This is a genomic window from Vibrio sp. Vb339 (assembly GCF_902751245.1).
GTDB classification, from domain to species: domain Bacteria; phylum Pseudomonadota; class Gammaproteobacteria; order Enterobacterales; family Vibrionaceae; genus Vibrio; species Vibrio coralliirubri.
This window is the reverse complement of record NZ_CADDIS010000002.1, coordinates 260391-280977: the sequence shown is the minus strand read 5'-3', so window position 1 is coordinate 280977 and position 20587 is coordinate 260391. Positions and strand designations below refer to the sequence as shown.

Sequence of the window (20587 nt, the reverse complement as noted above, 5' to 3'; positions counted from 1 at the left end):
AATAATAAAAATTAGAAACATAGGACGTTGGCATGAAAACACTGAAAAACCACATAGCCCTTTCTCTGTCCGCTCTCGTTCTGGGTGGCTGCACTAGCTATCCTGAACAAGGCACAGGAGGGTTGGCTGAAAGTTACGATTCTATTAACTATCAAAACTCAGACTTCTCTCCTGTTATGCCAGACGAGCCTCTTGGTCCAGAACATGGATTACGCTTTGATTGGCAGCTCGCTAAATTGCACCTTGATGCTTTGATTCAAGAAGGTGCTCGTTGGTGTTTCCCTGCAGCTGTTGTCCAAGCGATTGAAAAACAAAATCGCATTGCTCGTGAACTTCAAGGTGGTCTACTACTGGATGCAGCCAACGACTTAGTGATCCAAAGAAAACGCCTAAATGAACTTGAAGTTCAACTGGATTACGTAACCTCTCAAGCCCGCTGTGAGCCACCAAAAAATGAAAACCAATTTAGAATGCAACTGTCAGTTATCGAACAGTTGTATGACCTGCTTAATGTTGATAACCAATTCGCGGAAGATTCGATTGAAGTAAACCCGAAGTACATGGGAAGACTTGCGGAAGCAACCAGCCTACTGAAAGAACACAAATCTCTAGACCTTGTTGTTACCGGCCATGCTGATGCGACAGGTACCGAAGAATACAACGATAAGTTAGCACTTGGACGAGCGAAACAAGTCGAACGCTACCTGACTATTTTTGGCTTAGGCGCTCAACGAATCAAAGCCGTCTCTGTTGGCGAAACCGTCCCTCTTTTTGAAGGCGAATCTGACGGCACACGTTTAACGAACCGCCGAGTGAGTATCGAAATTATCTCGCCTAAGAATGCCGAGAAAATGGGAGGTGGACTATGAAATCCTTGATCGCTTTTATCATCACCCTATCGTTATGCTTTGCGAATGTCGTCAATGCTAACGACGAGTTTTCAGACGCAGTTCAAGTCGGTGACCTTATCCAAGTTAACGTACCCGGTGAAAGTACCTTAAACACGGGGTTCCAAGTGGATAAGCGTGGCCGTATTACCCTTCCTGAAGTAGGCGCTGTGTTTGTTGCAGGTTACGACAGTGAGCAGCTTAACAAAGTCGTTTTAGAGTCGCTGGCAACCGCTTATAAAGATCTTTCGAACGCTTCAGTGTATGTAAAAGAGCAGCAAATCATCATCTACGTGCAAGGTTATGTAGAACAGCCTGGCGAATACACGCTCGCATTAGGTTCCAGCATTCAAATGGCGCTTTACGCTGCGGGTGGTTTACGCCCTGGCGCGCAACTGGATAAGCTGATTCTTAAGCGAGGCGCGGATAAGAAAGAGTTTAACTACAAACGATTCCTTGATTCAGGAGACGAGTCAACATTACCCACTCTGCAATCACTGGATTCATTGTTCGTTCCTGCTTCCCCATTAGTCGGTAACATCGAACAAGAGTTTGACGCAGCAAAGCTTGCTAACTCAGGTGACAGTGCTGACTCTCGAAATTCAATTAAAGTGTTTGGTGAGGTGAACGCACCGGGTTCGTTCACTTACAAAGAGAACACCGACCTTGTCGACGTACTTATGCGTTCGGGCGGCGTAACTCGCTATGCCAGTGTTGAGCAAATCCGAGTAATCTCAAACAACACCCCCACGCTATTCAACCTAAAACGTTACTTAGATTCTGGTGACGAAAGTCTGCTTCCAATTTTACGCCCGGGTGCGACCATTTTCGTTCCCAAGCAAGAAGAAGAGATCAAATCTGGCGCAAACATGGTTTACGTGATGGGTGAAGTCGCAGCACCTGGTGCTTTTGAAGGCAAAAGAGACGCGACCTTTATGGATATCTTGGCTAATGCGGGCGGCCCAACTCGATTTGCAGAGTCACGACAAATCCGAGTCATCAAAGCCGATGGCAGAGTGCTTAAATTCGATTTAGCGGCTTACACCGAAGGCTTACCAAACTCTAACCCTCCAAGCATCAAAGCTGGTGACGCGATTTTCGTTCCTGAGAAAACCGACATGAACGAGAAGTCTTGGTTGAAAATCACGCCAGACCGAGCAGTTAACGTTATTGGTGAAGTAAATCGACCTGGTCGTATTGAATGGTCAGACGAAATGAACTTCATGGGGTTACTGGCACACGTCGGCGGCCCTACGCTACGCGCTGACACATCGAAAATTGAAGTCGTTACTGGTAGAAAGTTGGTTGTATTTAACCTTGATGATTTCATTCGAAATGGCGCGCCACGTGACCAAATGCCTCAAATTCGAGCGGGTTCTATCGTGCGCGTTCACGACTTGCCACAAGATCCTTCAGACAATAAATCACAATGGGTTCGTCAAAGCTCTGATGCTTCGATCTACATCTTTGGACAAGTGAATGCGCCCGGTCGTTACCGCTTCACCAAAGACATGCACTTCCTTGATATCTTGTCTGCGGCTGATGGCCCAACAAAGGATGCTGACATTCACAATGTTCGAGTAACGCATCGTGACAAAACCTATTCGCAAGTAAGCAAACTTAACTTATCACTGTACTTCGAAACCGGTGACGAATCATTACTGCCAAACGTAACCACTGGCGACACAATTTACATCCCAGAGAAAGGCAAAAACTGGTTAGATACACCGAAAGAAGAAACCGTCCGTGTGCTTGGTGCAATTAACAATCCAGGGCGTTATGTGTTCAACGACAACATGACCATTCTAGATATTCTGGCAGAAGCGGCAGGCCCTACCGACAATGCTTACGTAGAGAAAATTACCATCGTCAATATGTCTTGCTGCCAAGGTCAGGCTCGTACTTTTGACCTTGTAGAGTTCAGTAAAACGGCGAACATTTACAACCTTCCGGTGCTACGCGCTGGTGACACGATTTACATTCCAGACCGTCGCGAAAGCTTTATTGAAAAAGCACGTGTCGGACTTGATGACATACTGCGTATCACCACCACCATCGTATTAATAGGAGCTTTATAATGACTATTTCAGCGACCCATGCCGAAGTCGAGCAACTGTATTTAGCTTCTGAACTTAACGGCCAAAAATCAATATGCGTCACCGCCTGTCATTCAGGTGACGGTGTAACATCTATTGCAACCGCACTAGCCGAGCGTTTTCTTCTTGCGGGTCATTCAACACTTTATGTTGATCTCAACTTATTCAACCCTGCTTTCAAAGATTTGAATATGCTAGAAGATAATCAGCAAGGTCAATTGATTGAACATGTTGAATCTCAGCGTACGTTTATTGGTGTCCCTGCTCCACAAGTTGCTTCAACGCAATTGGCTTATAAAGATCCGACAACGTTACAAAAAGTGGTCAACAAATGGTTAGAGAAATACGACAGAGTCATCATTGATACCTCACCGCTTCTCAACATAAACAAAGGCAACATTCCGGCGCAGTCTGTGGCGAGCGCTTGTGACAGTACATTGATGGTTGTCGCCTATGGTGAAACGTCGAGTCACCACCTAGAACAAGCGAAAAAGCTGCTTGATGCACAAAGTATCAACCTAATGGGCTGCGTGATGAACATGAAACAAAAGCCTAGCTTTGCACAAGAGTTGGTCAGACAAATCAATCGAATGAAATTCATCCCCGTTAAGCTTCGCGATAGCTTGGCAAACAAGCTGTATCAAAATGAGTTTTTGAACCTTCCGATGTAACTTTCTTTTGCTACTTTCTGGCTGTCATTAAACCATGACAGCCACCAATCGTATTAGACTTCAAGCCCCCGACAGCTCTGAATAAATCAAAACCAAATTAGGTGTTTTTGGCGAAATTATTATTAAAAATAAGATTTTAAAAACCATTCAACGCATTTCACACACATCAACCATGGTCTTACCACCTCTAAATCCCTTCAAAAATCAACAGCCCCACGCCTAACTTTAGCGGTAATGTGACACAGACGGTTAAAGTGCCATGTAAATCGCATCAAAGATGGAATTCGTACGATTATTCCCTAAGATTATAAATAGAGGTGGTTTTTGACGAATTTGTAATAGTTTGACAAAGTTATCCGATGGCTGTTGAAACACAGTGGATGAATTGGCAAATCACACTTCACTGACTTTGCACGTTTATCTATTCAAACTTCACCCATCCCTCCTTCTGCTCAAATGGTTCAAATACACGGAAAGGATCACCATCGAGCAATTTAGATAATCAATTTACCTTGGTTACCTTAGTTGTATTATTAAAGAGAAAGGAAACTCAATATGAAATACAAGTTAAGCTCCGTATTTTTGTTAGTAGCAGCAGCCAGCGGTAATGCTAACGCTGGAGAATGTGGCAGCGTAACAATCGCAGATATGAACTGGAACTCTGCAACACTGATCGCTAATATCGACCAATTCATCCTTGAACATGGTTATGGGTGTGATGCTGAACTTATCCCTGGCGACACTATGCCAACAGGCACGTCTATGATCGAAAAAGGCCAGCCTGATGTTGCACCTGAACTTTGGAGCAACAGCTTAAAAGACGCATTAGATAAAGGTGTTGAAGAAAAACGTCTTCGCTACGCAGGTAAAGCACTTGTGAACGGCGGCGAAGAAGGCTTTTGGGTTCCAGCTTACCTAGTTAAACAGTACCCTGAAATGGCAACCATCGAAGGCGTACGCAAAAACGCAAGCTTATTCAAACACCCTGAAGACCCAGATACATCTGCATTCTACAGCTGCCCTGCAGGCTGGAACTGTCAGATCAGCGCCGGAAACTTGTTTAATGCTCTTGAGCTAGAAAACAGCGGTTTCACGATTGTTGATCCAGGCTCGAGTGCCGGCTTATCTGGCTCTATCGCAAAAGCTTATGAACGTGAAGAAGCTTGGTTTGGTTACTACTGGGCACCGACCGCTGTGCTAGGTAAATACGACATGGTTAAAGTCGACTTTGGTAGTGGCGTTAATGAGGAAGAGTTCCTTAACTGTACCACTAAAGAAGATTGTGAATCGCCAAAAGCGACCATGTACCCGCCTTCACCTGTTCACACGATTACCACTGAAAGTTTTGCGTCACGCGCACCTGAAGCGTACGACTACTTTACTAAACGTGGTTTCACGAACGACAAAATGAACTCGCTACTTGCTTGGATGGAAGACAACCAAGCTGATGGCGAAGAAGCGAGTCTGCATTTCTTGAGTGAATTCCCAGAAGTATGGCACCCATGGGTTTCTGAAGAAGTGGCTAAGAAAGTTGAAGCAGAGCTGTAAGATCTTGATTTAATAACAAGTAATTACGCTTCAACAATAAAACAGAAATAACGTCGCTATACTTGATGTTATTCATGATTCGGAGCCCTTTTCATTAGCGATTTTCTTATCGCGTGAACGAGTGGCTCCGAACTATAAGGATATAAAATGGCTGACAGCAATTGGTTATCAAGCTTTCCAGAGATGGAACGCGGTGATTTACGAACCATAAAAAAGACGCTAGATGGCGCATACCGTGAATTTTCCCGTGAATACGGCGAAATGATTGAATCTCTCTTTGACCCTCTTCTTTCATTCCTTGTTTGGTTTGAAAAACTCCTTATCTCAACACCTTGGATTATTGTCCTTGCCGTGTGTACCAGTCTTGTCTACGCAGCAAGCCGTTCTTGGAAACTGGCTTTAGGCTGTGTTGTTTCGCTGCTTCTCATTGGTTACTTTGGAATGTGGGAAGACACCATGCGGACGCTCAGTATCATTACCGTGTGTACCTTGGTTTCAATATTCTTGGGCATTCCGATTGGCATTGCGATGGCTCGTTCAAATCGAGCGCAATCTATCGTTACGCCGATGCTCGATATCATGCAGACCATGCCAGCATTCGTTTATCTGATTCCTGTTGTGATGCTACTCGGCATCGGTAAGATTCCAGGGTTAATCGCCGTGGTTATCTACGCGATTCCGCCTGTAATTCGCTTAACTAACCTAGGCATACGCTTAGTTGATAAAGAAGTCCTTGAAGCCGCTACCGCTTTTGGTGCGAGCAAAAAGCAACGCTTATGGGGTGTTCAACTTCCTCTAGCAATGCCAACGATTATGGCGGGTATCAACCAAACCATCATGATGGCGCTGTCTATGGTTGTTATCGCATCCATGATTGGTGTGAAAGGCCTAGGACAACCGGTTCTCAAATCGATTACTAACCAGTACTTCACATTAGGCTTGATGAATGGTTTCGCCATCGTTGCCCTCGCAATCCTTTTTGACCGCGCTTCACAAGCGTACGCAAGAAGAACTAATGCGCATTTAGGAGGATTCAAGCATGACTAAACCATTGATTGAAATTAGTGGTCTATACAAGGTGTTTGGACCGAAACCAATGTCTGTTATGAACCGAGTTCAAAACGGCGAACACAAAGATCAGATTCTTGCGGATACGGGTCATACCGTTGGTTTAAAAGAGATTAACCTTGAGATTAACCGTGGCGAAATCTTCGTAATCATGGGGCTTTCTGGCTCGGGTAAATCGACGCTGATTCGCCACTTCAACCGTTTGATTGACCCTACTCAAGGTAAAATCATGGTTGAAGGCATTGATGTGATGAGCCTCAACACCAAACAGCTAGAAGAGTTCCGTCGTCATAAAATGTCGATGGTATTCCAACGCTTTGGCTTAATGCCTCATCGCACTGTGGTTGAAAACGTTGCGTACGGGTTGGAAGTACAAGGCATCAAAAAAGAAGACCGTTTAGCGAAAGCCAACGAATGGTTAGAAACGGTGGGCTTAAAAGGTTACGGCAAGCAATACCCAGCGCAACTTTCAGGTGGTCAGCAACAACGTGTTGGCCTTTCTCGCGCTCTGTGTACTAACGCTGAAATCTTGTTAATGGATGAAGCCTTTTCGGCACTCGACCCTTTGATTCGAAGTGAAATGCAAGATCAGCTTATCGAACTTCAAGAGAAGCTTCATAAGACGATTGTTTTCATCACTCATGATCTGGACGAAGCACTCCGCCTAGGCGATCGAATCGCAATTTTGAAAGACGGCGAGTTAGTACAACAAGGCACACCACATGAGATTCTGCTAAATCCAGCCGATGATTACGTGGAAGCGTTCGTGAAAGACGTAAACCGCGCTCGTGCATTGACCGTTGAAACCGTTATGCAGCCTCCTCTCTATCGAATCACATCAGAAACGATTGAAGGTGCTCTAGCACAAATGAAGATGCTGAAAAACGATTACGCTTATCACGTAACGGATGACGGCTATCAAGGCCTAGTCACACAAGAGAGCCTACAAGACGCCGTTGAAGATTCATCGGTACATGATTTTAGTGATGAGATATACGAAGAAGTCCCTGCCATCTTACCTGATGCGGTGATTGAAGAAGTGCTACCAGACACAATGTCTTGTGACTACTCTCTTCCGGTTGTTGATGAAGACGGTAATCTAAAAGGTGAATTAGAGAGAAGCGCTGTTGCTGATATCTTCTCAGAAAGTAGCGAGGAAGAAATAGAAGCCGACCCAAAGCCAAAGATAGCTAAAGCTTCGTAGTTCTACTTTTCATTATTGAGAGCTCGGCTGTTTAAATTATCGCTATTTGCGTTATAGGTATTTGGGTTATCGCTATTTGGGTTATATAGCTATTTAGTATTAGCCTAAACTATATAAATCGCTCTAAGACCACTGCTGTTAATTCACTGCAGTGGTCTTTTTTATTTGTATCGGGCTCGTTTTCTTCTGAGATCTACCCGCATCTTAGGCTTTATAGGCACCTAAGTTTATATTTCATAAGAGAAAACAAAATAAAATCAGTCCGTTAGGTTTGTCACAAACCCAATAACAAGATGAGTGAGATGCCAATTAAATGCTCTATTTGTACGGCAACCAGTTGAAATTATTCTAGAAAATGACTAGAACTTAATAGTACTCACGGATATTAAGCTCAACAAAAGGACTTAGTTTGATGAATTCTACTTTAGCGTCAGACGCAGCTACAAATCTAAACTCACAACAAGTGAGCGAGCTTGTCGATGAAAGCGTTCTGGAGCAAATGATTCGCGATACCAGTGCGGACATTATCCCTATCTTGATCGACCATTATGTCGAAGAATCACAAACACGCTTGGTAGCCATAAAAGAGGCTGTCACGCAGAAAGACGCTCAAATGCTTGAGTTCGAGGTCCACACTCTCGGCAGCACAGCGCTTTCGTTAGGTAATCGCCCTTTGGGTGAGCTAGCTCGCGCTTTAGAAAAGCAATGCTTAGAACAGAGTCATGATGCTGCATTTCGACAAGTTGATGAATTACTAGAGCTCGCAGAGCGTTCAATAAAAGCCTTGCTTGAAAGGAAAGAAGCAGGCTTCAGCTAGCTTTGCATGTTCATTATCGGTAGCAGATTAAAAACTCAAAACAGCCGTTATTAATATAGTCGCCATAAGATGTGCTCCATCATGAACAGCAATGCGAGAAGTTTTACCGGCCGCTTCTTAAAAGATTGCATGCGGTAGATAACAAATACACAAGACTCGTATTGATGGTTGCATATCACTATGTTATTGATTGGTTAGGATAAAGTTTCAAAAGGAATACACAATGCGCCCTAAGGTATTGTTAGTTGAAGACTCCACCTCACTCGCCGTACTCTACAAGCAGTACGTAAAAGACGAGCCCTACGATATTTTCCACGTCGAAACCGGCGCGGAAGCTAAGACCTTCATTGAAAGGCACTCTCCACAGCTTGTTATTCTTGACCTTAAACTGCCTGACATGCCAGGCGAAGAAGTCTTAGATTGGATTAGTGCGAATGAAATACCAACTGCAGTCATCATCGCGACAGCGCATGGCTCAGTAAACATTGCTGTAGACCTTATCCAGCGCGGTGCAGAAGACTTCTTAGAGAAACCCATTCAAGCCGATCGACTCAAGACTTCTGTTCGCTTACATCTAAAAAGAGCGAAACTCGAAAACCTTGTCGATAATATGCAAAGCAAGTTCGATCGTGATCGCTTTCATAATTTCATTGGCTCTTGCCTACCTATGCAGGCGGTTTACAAGATCATTGATTCGGTAGCACCAACCACTGCCAGCGTGTTTATTAACGGTGAAAGTGGCACGGGTAAAGAAGTGTGTGCGGAAGCGATTCACCAAGAGAGTCAGCGTAATGGTAAACCTTTCGTGGCGATTAACTGTGGTGCTATCCCTCGAGACCTAATGGAGAGTGAAATCTTCGGTCACGTAAAAGGTGCGTTTACCGGCGCAACAACCGACCGTAAAGGTGCAGCAATGCAAGCGCATGGCGGGACCCTATTTCTCGATGAGCTTTGTGAAATGGAACTGGAGATGCAGAAGAAGCTCCTACGATTTTTGCAAACCGGTACATTTACTCCACTCGGTGGCAACCGCGAGATTAAAGTGGATGTCAGAATTATCTGTGCGACCAACCGCGATCCACTGGTTGAAGTAGAAGAAGGACGTTTTAGAGAAGACCTTTACTACCGTGTTCACGTCGTGCCTATCGAAATGCCACCGCTTCGTGAACGAGGAAGTGACATCGTCACCCTGTCTAATCACTTCTTGAAGCTGTACGCGAAGCAAGACAAGAAGAAGTTTAAATCAATAGACAAAGAAACGCAGAAACTACTTAAACGTTACGTTTGGCCAGGCAACGTGCGTCAGTTGCAAAACATCATCCGTAACATCGTGGTGTTGAACAATGAAACGAGCGTGACTAAGGACATGTTACCGCCTCCGATTAATAAAGTAGATGCAGCTCCATCATCTAAATCAGTGACACCAATTCGAGTAACTGCGCCCCAACCTACTGTTGTTGAAGCACCAGAAGCTAAGTTGCCACCGATTACTCCGGAAGAGTTGGAGCAATCGTCAGTTGCTCAAACTCACAACGAGCCGATGACGCCTGCATTTACCACAAGCGAAGGTGCTATTCGTCCAATGTGGCAAATAGAACGTGAAGCCATTCAACATGCCATCAATCATTGCGATGGGAATGTGTTAAACGCTGCTGTGCTGTTAGAACTTAGCCCTTCTACTGTTTATCGTAAGAAACAGGCTTGGGAATCGGAAGATGAGTACAATCAAGCCTAGCCAAGGGGTACTCAGCGTAAACCTACATGAGATTTGGCTGTTGATCGACAGCCAAACTTTTGGAGGTATAGAAACGCATGTTTTAGAATTAGCACAAGGCCTGATATCGGAAAGCGTTCAGTATGCAGAGGCTGTTCGAATCGTTCTTTTAACTAAGTTTAGTCCTGAAGCGATCATCGTTGAAAAGTTGAATGCGCTGAACATCCCTTTTAGTTACCTCTCCGATTTAGCCTCATGTTCTGCAGATTCAAATGGCAATAGCGCGACACAGCTTAAACGTGCAGTTCAACATTATCAGCCAAGGCTTATCCATGCTCATGGTTACAAAGCCAGTTTGGTCAGCAAGTTAATCAAGCTCCCACCTCGTTTCAACAACACAAAGCAAATCACCACTTATCACGCTGGTGAAACCCCAACAGGCAAAGTGTGGCTTTATGACTGGCTCGACCGTTACAGCAGTTTTCTTTCTGATCAGTCGCTCGTGGTCAGTGAGAAGATTAAAGCGAAAGTGCCGAGTAAAACCTATCAATTGAATAACTTTGTTAAAGTCCCAACTGGGTTAACAAACTCCCGTTCATCAAGCCCATTCCATGTTGGTTTTGTGGGGCGATTGAGCCATGAGAAAGCGCCTGATCGATTTGTTGCATTAGCCAAACAGTTTCCTGATGTTCGGTTTGAGCTTTTTGGTGACGGACCAGAAATGGACGTCTTAGTTAAATCGCAGCCTGATAATGTGACCTTTCATGGGCATCAGACCAATATGGACTCCGTCTGGAGCCAAATCGATCTGTTAATCATCCCTTCTCGCTTTGAAGGCTTACCTATGGCGGCATTAGAAGCCATGATTCGCGGCATTCCCGTTCTCGCCACCTCAGTTGGTAACTTGCCTCAACTCATCGAGCATCAAGTTAACGGCTACCTCGCAAATTCAGAGGCCGAGCTAGAACAGTTTTTATCTTTGTGGATGTCATTGACGAACGAGCAATGTGACTCTCTCAAGAGCAACGCGATAGAAACCGTGAAAAACCAATACTCGCCACAAGCCGTTGTCCCGCAGTTGTTGGAAATCTATCAACTCGACCGTTAATACTCGTCTTAGTAGTTAACTTGTCATTTTGGCTTGATGATTTAAGTACTTTAGTCAGTTTTATACTGATTCTCAAAATGACAAAACTCACCTCAAGGCTACGCCCTCACTTAATAATCCAACAGTAAATCAGTCAGTTAAACAAAATGCATAACTGGCACTCACTTTGCAATCTTTAACATCAGGCGTAACTACGCCTTAAAAGATTACGAGCCGAGTCATGAAGAGTTTATTTGCCAATAGAGGTCACAATGGTCAACCCTGAAGCCAATAGATTGCCAGTCATCATCACGATCAGTACCTTGTGTGTTGGGCTTGGTGTTATTTGGTACTTTGTGCCTCATCCCGCTGTCATTGTGGCGCTCGCTCTTGTGCCATTGGCCGGGTTATTCGTGTTAAACAAAACATTCTGGTTAGTTCTATTGTTCGTAGTCTTTTCATTTTTCCGCATTCACGAAGCCATACCTCAGCTCTATTCGTTAAAAATACCGTTGATGCTTTCATTAGGCGCTCTGTCGGCTCTTTTCTGGCATGCATTAATCAGTAAAGAACTTAAAATCTTCTGGCACCCTTGTTTAAACTGGCTCGCCATATTCTGGGTGCTGGTTTTCATTGGTATTATCTTCGCGTCCAACAGGCCCATAGCACTGGCAGAATTCAAAGGCGTTTATTGGAAAATCATCGTGATGACGCTTGCGATTACTTGGCTAGTAAATACCACGGAAAATCTCGCAAAAACCGCGATGACGATTATCTACGCTGGCGCTTTAGTCAGCTCTATTGCCGTGTACAACTCAGTAAATGGTATTGGGCTTGTTGAGGGCTCACGCGTGACTATTGGCCGCGACTTTGGCTCTATGTTAGGTGACCCGAACGACCTAGCACTGGTACTGATGTTTCCACTTGCCTTTACGATAAGCCAAGCCACTACGTCTGGCATCTCACGATCCAGACGTTTAATCAGTGCCTTAGTTTGTCTGTTACTGCTCGCCGCCATTATTGCCACTCAAAGCCGTGGCGGATTACTGGGTTGTATTGCGGTGATTGGTATTTTTGCGTGGAAGCTAGTGCGCTCTAAAGTCCTGTTAATCTCGGTAGGAACTGTCGCGGCCGTGGTGCTCTACTTGGTTGCTGGGATCTCAGACAGATCTTCTGGTGGTGCAGCTGAACAAGGTATCGATGAATCTGCAATGGGTCGAATCTATGCTTGGGAAGCAGCAATAAAAATGGCAGTTGAGAATCCACTGACCGGCGTAGGGTTGAACAACTTCTTCTCGAACTACTTCTTTTATAGTTCACACTGGGACGGACTGAATCATGCCGTTCACAGTACCTGGTTTGGTGTGTTGGCAGAAACAGGCTTTATTGGTCTTATCATTTTTGTCTGCCTTATCGTTTCTTTGATCAAAACCTCTCGCTCTACGTTAGCAAGATTAAAAAACTCGACAACAGAAATCGCACCCGAACTCAATGCGGTCGCCTATGCGATCTATGCAGGTCTGATTGGTACAATCGTGTCGGGTACATTTTTGACTCAAGGCTTCAACTGGCCGATTTATATCCTCGCAGCACTCACAGTTTGCGTCTCAAACGTATCTCAAACTGCCTGTCAAAATGAGAAAAACTAAAAGCTCTATTTTAACTAATTGAAAGTATTGTGTTTATTAAATGGCACAGTATATGAAAGTACTTCTATATAACAAAATAGAGGATTTTCATTATGACGTCAGCATCTATACATCAATTCAAACATTGGCTTAAGTTTCATCCTAATTCTCGAATTAGAAATGTGTTTTTCATTTTGAAAGACATCAGAAGCGCAGAGCTACCTACCCCTCAAATACTTAATCGTTGCTTATATCAAGCGCACAAGCTAGTGGTGAATTTGGTTTCTGGCTTTACTCGATTCTTCTACTGGACTCCGGCTTTCAAAGGTCGTGTGGCTAAATGTGGCAAACGCCTGTATTTGTATGGTGGTCTACCTTTCGTCAGCGGTCCGGTACAAATTTCGATTGGCGATAACTGCCGTATCTCTGGCCACACGACATTCTCTGGTTGTACTCAACCACTTGAAGGTTTGGAACACCCACTATTGTCGATTGGTAACAATGTCGACATTGGTTGGCAGTCGACTATCGCTGTTGGCGGTAAAGTGGTTATCTCTGACAACGTACGAATCGCAGGCGGTGCTTTCCTATTTGGATACTCCGGGCACCCGCTTGATGCAAAACGCCGAGCGCTAGGTGAAGGCGATGACCCTCAGCAAATCGGTGACATCATTCTTGAACCCGATGTATGGCTGGGCACGAATGTCACAGTTAAAGGTGGCGTAACCATCGGCGAAGGTGCCGTTATAGCCGCAGGCAGCGTAGTAACAAAGAATATCCCGGCCTTTGCAATCGCAGGCGGTAACCCAGCTCGAGTTGTCGGTCACATTAAACCCGTTGAAGTGACAGAATCCGATATGTTCGATTCGTTAGAGACTCATGGAGGTGACCATGCGTGATTTAATCGTATTTGGTGAAGACTTTGGTGGCCTACCTTCTTCGACTCAACATTTAGTTCGTCACCTGGCTAAGCAACACAAAGTCTTATGGGTCAACTCTATTGGCTTAAGACATCCTAAGCTGTCCGCTAAAGATGCAAGCCGAGCGTTCAACAAATTGTTTGGCAAAACCAAAGCCGTTACTCAAAACATGCTCGACTCTGAGGGACACGACAACATTACTATCGTTAACTTAAAGACAATCCCTGCGCCTGCCTCTAAATTTTCTAGAAAGTTGGCTCAGCAAATGATGTTGCACCAACTAAAACCGGTTATTGCGGAGCTTAATCTTAACGCGCCTATCCTATGGACTTCTCTTCCGACCGCTGTTGATTTGTGCGGACACTTAGGCGAGTCATCTGTGGTTTATTACTGCGGCGATGATTTTAGCGCGCTGGCTGGTGTTGATCATGACACCGTTGCACAGCACGAATCAGAGTTAATCGATAAATCGACGCTTATATTCGCGGCTAGCAAAAAATTGATGGATAAATTTCCAAAGCATAAAGCGCACTTGCTACCACATGGTGTCGACGTAGACCTGTTTTCAACACCCGCACCAAGAGCAAAAGATTTACCAAGCAACCACCGCCCTATTGCTGGTTTTTATGGCAGCCTTTCTAAATGGCTTGATTATGAAATGATTGGTCAAGTTGCGAATGCGATGCCGGAATGGGACTTTGTTTTCATTGGCCCAAACGAGCTTGATACGCTCATGCTGCCTAAGTTGAGTAACGTTCATTACCTTGGCCCTCGTCCACACCACACGCTACCAAGCTATTCTCAACACTGGGATGTGAGCTTGTTGCCGTTTGTTGATAACGAGCAGATCCGAGCTTGTAGCCCACTCAAACTAATGGAATACCTTGCGGCGGGCACACCTATTATCACAACACCGTTCCCTGCTTTGGTTCCATACCAAGAGCACGTGACCACGGTTGGCAGTGCCAACCAAATGATTTGGGCGCTTGATCATGCACGCCAGCTAAGCAATTCACCTATCTCTGTCGTCGAACAAGAGAGCTGGCAAAACCGTGGTAACTTCGTACATTGGATGTTGGAGCTATTATGAATAATCTGAAATTGCGGTTATTAGTTATCATCAATGCGATGTGGCGCCAACGCTACGTTATCGTTCTGCCAATGCTTATTTTGCCATTTGTAGGCTTTGGTGTGAGCAAGTTGGCTCCAACTAAATATGACGCGCATACCAGTATGTTGATTCAAGAAACGGCCAAGATGAATCCATTCTTGGAAGACATCGCCGTTTCTACCATGCTCAAAGACCGCCTTAACGCGTTGAGAACACTACTTCACAGTCGACATGTGCTTTACTCGGTCGCTGATGAACTGCAATTAACCACTCCAGATATGCCTGAAATTGAGAAACAAGAGATCATTACAGACCTGTCTCAGCGTTTATCGGTGACTCAGCTTGGGAAAGACTTTCTAAAGATAAGCTTAACCTCCAACACACCAACAGGAATGGAAGCGACGCTGCGCTCGGTGAGTGAACATTTCATTGAACAGTTGCTCGCGCCGGAACGTTCATCGATTGAAGACTCAAGTAACTTCTTAAAAATTCATATCGACAAACGGAGTGTGGAACTTGAAGAAGCGGAAGAAGCTTTGGCCTTGTACATGAACGAAAACGTCCAGTCGACACCTGAGGTACAAAGTCAAAGTTTGAATCGCTTAGCTTCACTCAAACAAACACTGGCGGAAAAAGAGGCAGAGTTATCGGGTGTCGAAAAAAGTTTAGGGTCAATCGACCAACAACTTTCACGAACCAACCCTGTAATCGGTAAATTAGAAGACCAGATCATCGACATTCGAAGCGACCTAACCTTGTTACAAGCAAAATACACGGACAAACACAGTGCTGTGCAAGCTAAAGTGCGTGAGTTAGACAGACTAGAGAATGAACGTAAGAGTTTGCTCGAGGTAACCCAGCCAACGATGAACAGCGACCAGCTTTGGGACATAGCAAGTAGCACGACACTGAACAAACTTTCTGATATCCAACCTCTTCTGGTCACTCAATTACACAGCCTACAGCTGGTTCGTGCTCGCTTTGAGTCTTTAACCGAAGAGACCAAAAGCCTTCGTACTATGATTTTCGAATTAGAACACAAGGCGAATAACTTCGGCGAAAATGCAAAAGAGATGTACCGCCTTAAACGTCAAGTTGAAATCAAACGTCAGCTATCCGATGAACTGACAGAGCGTTATGAAATGGCTCAGCTAACGGGTTCGCTTGGTGTATTCGAGCAAAACAAACGTGTGAAGATTATTGATTTGCCTTTCACACCGAGTATCAAATCTAACATGCCGACTTTTGTCTTTATTCTGGCTGGATTCGTTGCAGGTATCGGATTGGGTGTTGGCTTAGCCGTGTTGTTCGAGCTGTTTGACTCTTCAATCAAACGCAAAGACGAAATCGAAGATATCTTAGGTGTCCCTGTAATTACGGTGATCCCTAAAATGAGCTAGTCAGCCTCAAAGCCATTTTTGACTTGCTAGCTTCACAGCTTTCTAGTTTCCTAGTTTCGTGCATCCTAGCTTTCTAGTTTCCAAGTACTAAACGCCAACACTCGCTTGGCGTTTTTCTTTTATAAAGCCCCAATTATTAATCCCACTTTCGATTTACCCAAGCCCTATGATTCAAACTGCCATTCAATCGTATTTTGTTTTGATTCCCATTTTGAGAAATGAAAACCGCCCTTGAACTATATCACTTAAGTTCTTGAAAATTAAATGTTATTTAATTGGCACAACTCCTGCAATCTCCTTGTGTAGTTAAACGTTTTAAAGAATTTACTTCAAGAGAAACGTCAGAAAGGCGAAACAAGAACTATAAAGGCAGGGTCCAAATTATGAATACGCATTTAACGAAGCATGGCAAAAAGATCATACACGTTGTTCAGCACCTTGCACCGGGTGGATTGGAAACCCTAACTCTAGATTTGCTGCGCCTTGCTAAACCAACAGACCAAGTGTTGATTGTCAGTTTAGAGGGTACAAAACAAGAGTCGATCAACAACTGGCCAAAGCTAGAGCCATACAAAGAACAAATCGTCTTTTTGGATAAAGCACCAGGCGTACAATTCAATATCATTATTAAGCTAATTAAAGCCTTCAATGCGATTCGCCCTGATGTGGTTCATACCCATCATATTGGCCCACTGTTATACGCTGGTTATGCCGCTCGCGTAACAGGGGTTCCAACTCGAATTCATACCGAACATGACGCTTGGCATCTGAACAACAACAAACGTCGTCGATTACAAGCGCTTGCTTTAAAAGCTGCTCAGCCAACATTAGTTGCCGATGCAACACGTGTTTATAACCAACTACGCACCGCTTTTTCTTATGAGAACATCATTACCATCAAAAACGGCGTGGATTGCGAGAAGTTTAAGCCAATGTCGAAAGAACATGCGAGAGCAAGTCTAAACCTGCCGACAGACAAACACATCATCGGTTGTGCAGGTCGACTAGAACATGTGAAAGGCCAAGACCAACTTATTAAGGCACTGACTCTTTTACCTGAAAACATGGTTGTCGTATTGGCTGGCGGCGGTACTAAACGCAATCAATTAGAGCAACTGACTAGCCGCTTGAATCTGGGTGGCCGAGTGATCTTTCTTGGCCTAGTTGAAGACATGACCACGTTTTACGGAGCGTTGGATACCTTCTGCCTACCTTCACGCCACGAAGGGCTGCCGCTTTCTACACTCGAAGCTCAAGCATGCAATATTCCCACCGTCGCAATGGACGTTGGTGCTGTCGATGAAACCTTGTGCCCAATCAGCGGAACACTCGTTAAAAAAGGCAGCATTACAGGGTTAGCCAATGCCTTGTTAGAAAATCAAAATGAACGCTTTTTATCACCTAGACACTACGTTCTTGAGAACTTCGACATCATCAAAATGGTTTCGTCTTACAACGATATCTCAAAAGGAGCTTACGCATGATCGATTGGTTACTTGCGGGACTTTGTTTGTTTTCAGGTGCGTTGATTGTCTATCACCACGCAGCCTACCCTTTGTTACTGCGCTGGTACGCGAAAAGCCACCCCGCACGCAAAGTTGAAGAGAGCCATCGTTGCTACAAAGAGGGACAGCAAGATTGCACGTTGCCGACCATCACCGTTCTTGTTCCTGCATTTAACGAAGAACAGTGGATCGCAGATAAGATTCGTAACCTTGCTTCACTCGATTACCCAAAAAAGAAGTTGGAAGTGATTATCGCTTGCGATGGTTGTACCGATAACACAGTCGCCATTGCTCAAATGACCATACAAGAAGCGATGTGCAGTGATGTCTATTTTGAGATACATGACCATCAAGTAAACCGAGGTAAAGTCGCGGTTGTTAATGAAGAAGTGCCACGTATAGCCAGTGATATTACGGCGATGAGTGATGTTTCTGCTCTTATTTCATTGGATGCGTTGCTTATAGCTGCCGCTCATTTTGAAAGTGACAAGGTTGGAGTGGTAAACGCAACGTATCAACTTTGTCCAACAGGCAACGAAGGCGAAAACACTTACTGGCAGTACCAAACCGCAGTTAAAGAGTCAGAGGCTTCATTAGGTTCTAGCTTGGGTTCTCATGGCGCTTTCTACTTGTTTAGAACACACCTGTTTGAACTGCTTCCACTCAACACTATTAATGATGATTTCATCTTACCGATGCAAATCGTTAAACAAGGTTACATCGCAGAATACGAAACCCAAATGGTGGCATTAGAGCTAGAGGAATCGAACCTAGAAACAGACTTCAAAAGAAGACTTCGTATTTCCGCGGGCAACATGCAACAAGCGATTCGATTATTTGGCTTGTTCAGCCCGAAGTTTAAAGGCATCGCGTTTGCGTTCTTCTCAGGAAAAGGACTTCGCCTACTCACTCCATATTTAATGATTGTGTGCTTAGTGTGCTCAATCTTACTTAGCAACTACTTGGTATTTGAAGCGCTGTTATGGGCTCAAGTTGCCGTTTATACCATTGGCGTCCTTGGCTGCATTCTGCCAAAGCGTCTAGTAAACAAACCTATTTCATTAATCTCTTATTTGATAGTTGGTCACTATGCCAACTTCATTGGTGGCATTCGTTACCTAATCGGACTAGAAAACTCGCCTTGGACACGAGCGAATCATTAAGGACTTATTATGATGAACATTGAACAACTATCTACCCAAAACCTATACCAATACAAAATCTCACGTGCTAAACGTACTTTCGATTTCGTAAGCTCACTGATTGCTTTGATTTTGCTAGCGCCCGTATTTCCGTTGATTGCGATGGCGATTGCACTCACTTCTCGTGGCCCTATTTTCTACCGTCAACTGCGTGTTGGTAAATCGACACCGGAGAAAATGGAAATCTTTGAGATCATGAAGTTCCGTAGCATGTATGAAGATGCAGAAACTCGCTCTGGTGCCGTTTGGGCTACTGCGAATGACCCACGAATCACGCCTGTTGGCCGCTTTTTGAGAAAGACACGTCTTGATGAACTGCCACAACTGATCAATGTACTGAAAGGTGAAATGTCTCTAATTGGCCCACGCCCTGAACGCCCTACTTTTTACACCAAACTAGAGAACGAAATCCCTTACTTTGCTGACCGTACATACGGTGTAATGCCTGGTATTACAGGGCTTGCACAAGTGAATCAAGGTTACGACACCTGCATTGATGATGTACGTCGTAAAGTAGGTTTTGACCACAGTTACGCGCTAAGCCTATGTTCTGTTAAGTCTTGGATTGCCGCTGATCTAAGCATCATTTCTAAAACCATCATCGTAATGGTAGATGGTCGAGGTCGCTAAACCAGTATGGTCTAAGGTGAAAGAGCAACCTGCTTAGTCCAAGGTGTAAAATAGAGCAGTCTTGTCCGATGTGGACACAAAGCCAGCTTTGATAATCATTTATCGGCTGGCTTTTTGTTGCCTCAAACAAGCCAAATTAAAGAACGCTTCGATTTTAAAATCCAATTGGTATACGATGCCAACATACTGTTCTAAAAACGATTAAATGCCGTTGTTATGAAAATCGAAGATCTTAAGCTGTTTACCACCGTTGTCGAACTGGGTAGTTTTACTGCCGCTGCAAATGCACTTGACCTTCCCCGCGCTAATGTTAGCCGCAGAATAAACGACCTTGAGAAATCTCTTGGCATTCAACTGTTCTTTAGAACCACGCGCAGCCTTTCCTTAACGAAATCTGGTGAGCTTTATTATAAAGAGCTCCTCACTGCGTTAAGTGCGCTCGACAAAGCGAACCATATCGCCTCCAACCTATCAGAAGTTGCACACGGGCAAGTTAAGATTGGGCTGCTGCCAGAAACCAGCGACATCATGCAATCGACGTTGTTTAAATTCCAAGATATGTACCCAAAGATCGAGCTTGATATTCGTACGGTCAGTAATGGTTTTGTCGATATGTACCGACAAGGGTTAGATCTGGCGATGCACGGTGGTACGTTGAGTGATGCTAATGTAGTGGCGCGCAAAGTTATGACTTTACAGCGTGTTTTTGTCGCCAGCCCTGAGTTTCTAGAGAAAGAAGGCACGCCTTCAAGCTTAAGAGAAATCACCAACTACCCCTTTGTGTGCTTTCGATGGCCAAGTGGTGACATCGACAAGCAATGGGACATCAAAGACCACATCATCAAGGTCGAACCTTCGGTGGTGAGTGACAGTATCGGCTTCGTGATCGGCGGTGCGACACGTCACAGAGGCATCGCATTACTGCCGGAACTCTTGGTACGACAACAACTCAAAGACGGAACTTTGATTAACCTGTTCCCTGACCAGAACCTTCAAAAAGAAGAAGCATGGCTACTCTACCCGCAACGCAAAGCGCTGAGTCATTCTGCTCAACTTTTGATTGATTTTCTATTACAAGAACTTCCAAATCTTTAGTTAT

Annotated in this window: 17 protein-coding genes; all 17 read left to right on the top strand. The window is 44.5% G+C overall.

Annotation, left to right across the window (positions count from 1 at the left end; genetic code table 11):
* Window positions 1-32: 32 nt before the first annotated feature.
* The 17 genes from HRQ85_RS10140 to HRQ85_RS10060 all read left to right on the top strand — a co-directional run bounded on the left by HRQ85_RS10140 (window position 33) and on the right by HRQ85_RS10060 (window position 20583).
* Complete coding sequence (locus HRQ85_RS10140; RefSeq protein ID WP_172379538.1) at window positions 33-869, top strand: OmpA family protein; 837 nt, start codon at window positions 33-35, stop codon at window positions 867-869.
* Complete coding sequence (locus HRQ85_RS10135) at window positions 866-2965, top strand: SLBB domain-containing protein (RefSeq protein WP_048611051.1); 2100 nt, start codon at window positions 866-868, stop codon at window positions 2963-2965. Before HRQ85_RS10140 ends, HRQ85_RS10135 begins: the two co-directional genes overlap by 4 nt.
* Complete coding sequence (locus tag HRQ85_RS10130; protein ID WP_050645553.1) at window positions 2965-3654, top strand: tyrosine-protein kinase family protein; 690 nt, start codon at window positions 2965-2967, stop codon at window positions 3652-3654. The genes HRQ85_RS10135 and HRQ85_RS10130 overlap by 1 nt, the downstream gene beginning before the upstream one ends.
* 555 nt (window positions 3655-4209) lie before the next feature.
* Window positions 4210-5202 carry an ABC transporter substrate-binding protein gene (locus HRQ85_RS10125; protein ID WP_017063893.1) on the top strand — a complete coding sequence of 331 codons (993 nt, stop codon included), beginning with the start codon at window positions 4210-4212 and terminating at the stop codon, window positions 5200-5202.
* Window positions 5203-5349: 147 nt separating this feature from the next.
* Window positions 5350-6249 carry an ABC transporter permease gene (locus tag HRQ85_RS10120; RefSeq protein ID WP_019823103.1) on the top strand — a complete coding sequence of 300 codons (900 nt, stop codon included), beginning with the start codon at window positions 5350-5352 and terminating at the stop codon, window positions 6247-6249.
* Window positions 6242-7474 (top strand): quaternary amine ABC transporter ATP-binding protein, encoded by a 1233-nt coding sequence (locus HRQ85_RS10115; RefSeq protein ID WP_050634350.1) that lies wholly within the window; start codon window positions 6242-6244, stop codon window positions 7472-7474. Before HRQ85_RS10120 ends, HRQ85_RS10115 begins: the two co-directional genes overlap by 8 nt.
* A gap of 412 nt (window positions 7475-7886) precedes the next feature.
* Window positions 7887-8291 (top strand): Hpt domain-containing protein, encoded by a 405-nt coding sequence (locus tag HRQ85_RS10110; protein ID WP_050052519.1) that lies wholly within the window; start codon window positions 7887-7889, stop codon window positions 8289-8291.
* A gap of 223 nt (window positions 8292-8514) precedes the next feature.
* Window positions 8515-10026, top strand: coding sequence for a sigma-54-dependent transcriptional regulator (locus HRQ85_RS10105; RefSeq protein WP_172379537.1), 1512 nt, complete (start codon window positions 8515-8517; stop codon window positions 10024-10026).
* Entirely contained in the window at window positions 10007-11113 is a 1107-nt protein-coding gene (locus tag HRQ85_RS10100) for a glycosyltransferase family 4 protein (protein WP_172379536.1), read from the top strand. The genes HRQ85_RS10105 and HRQ85_RS10100 overlap by 20 nt, the downstream gene beginning before the upstream one ends.
* A 251-nt stretch (window positions 11114-11364) precedes the next feature.
* Window positions 11365-12741: an O-antigen ligase family protein gene (locus HRQ85_RS10095; protein WP_172379535.1), complete on the top strand. Its 1377-nt coding sequence runs from the start codon at window positions 11365-11367 to the stop codon at window positions 12739-12741.
* A 92-nt stretch (window positions 12742-12833) separates the two neighbouring features.
* Window positions 12834-13619, top strand: a complete 786-nt coding sequence (locus HRQ85_RS10090) for an acyltransferase (RefSeq protein ID WP_172379534.1) — start codon at window positions 12834-12836, stop codon at window positions 13617-13619.
* Window positions 13612-14730 (top strand): glycosyltransferase, encoded by a 1119-nt coding sequence (locus HRQ85_RS10085; protein WP_172379533.1) that lies wholly within the window; start codon window positions 13612-13614, stop codon window positions 14728-14730. Before HRQ85_RS10090 ends, HRQ85_RS10085 begins: the two co-directional genes overlap by 8 nt.
* On the top strand, window positions 14727-16151 hold the full coding sequence (locus HRQ85_RS10080) for a GumC family protein (RefSeq protein ID WP_172379532.1): 1425 nt from the start codon (window positions 14727-14729) through the stop codon (window positions 16149-16151). Before HRQ85_RS10085 ends, HRQ85_RS10080 begins: the two co-directional genes overlap by 4 nt.
* A gap of 383 nt (window positions 16152-16534) precedes the next feature.
* The gene (locus tag HRQ85_RS10075; protein ID WP_172379531.1) at window positions 16535-17635 is read left to right on the top strand and encodes a glycosyltransferase; all 1101 of its coding nucleotides are present in this window, start codon (window positions 16535-16537) and stop codon (window positions 17633-17635) included.
* Window positions 17632-18819, top strand: a complete 1188-nt coding sequence (locus tag HRQ85_RS10070; protein WP_050645141.1) for a glycosyltransferase family 2 protein — start codon at window positions 17632-17634, stop codon at window positions 18817-18819. The genes HRQ85_RS10075 and HRQ85_RS10070 overlap by 4 nt, the downstream gene beginning before the upstream one ends.
* 9 nt (window positions 18820-18828) lie before the next feature.
* On the top strand, window positions 18829-19488 hold the full coding sequence (locus tag HRQ85_RS10065) for a sugar transferase (RefSeq protein WP_017063903.1): 660 nt from the start codon (window positions 18829-18831) through the stop codon (window positions 19486-19488).
* Window positions 19489-19704: 216 nt separating this feature from the next.
* Window positions 19705-20583 carry a LysR family transcriptional regulator gene (locus tag HRQ85_RS10060; protein ID WP_172379530.1) on the top strand — a complete coding sequence of 293 codons (879 nt, stop codon included), beginning with the start codon at window positions 19705-19707 and terminating at the stop codon, window positions 20581-20583.
* Window positions 20584-20587: the final 4 nt, after the last annotated feature.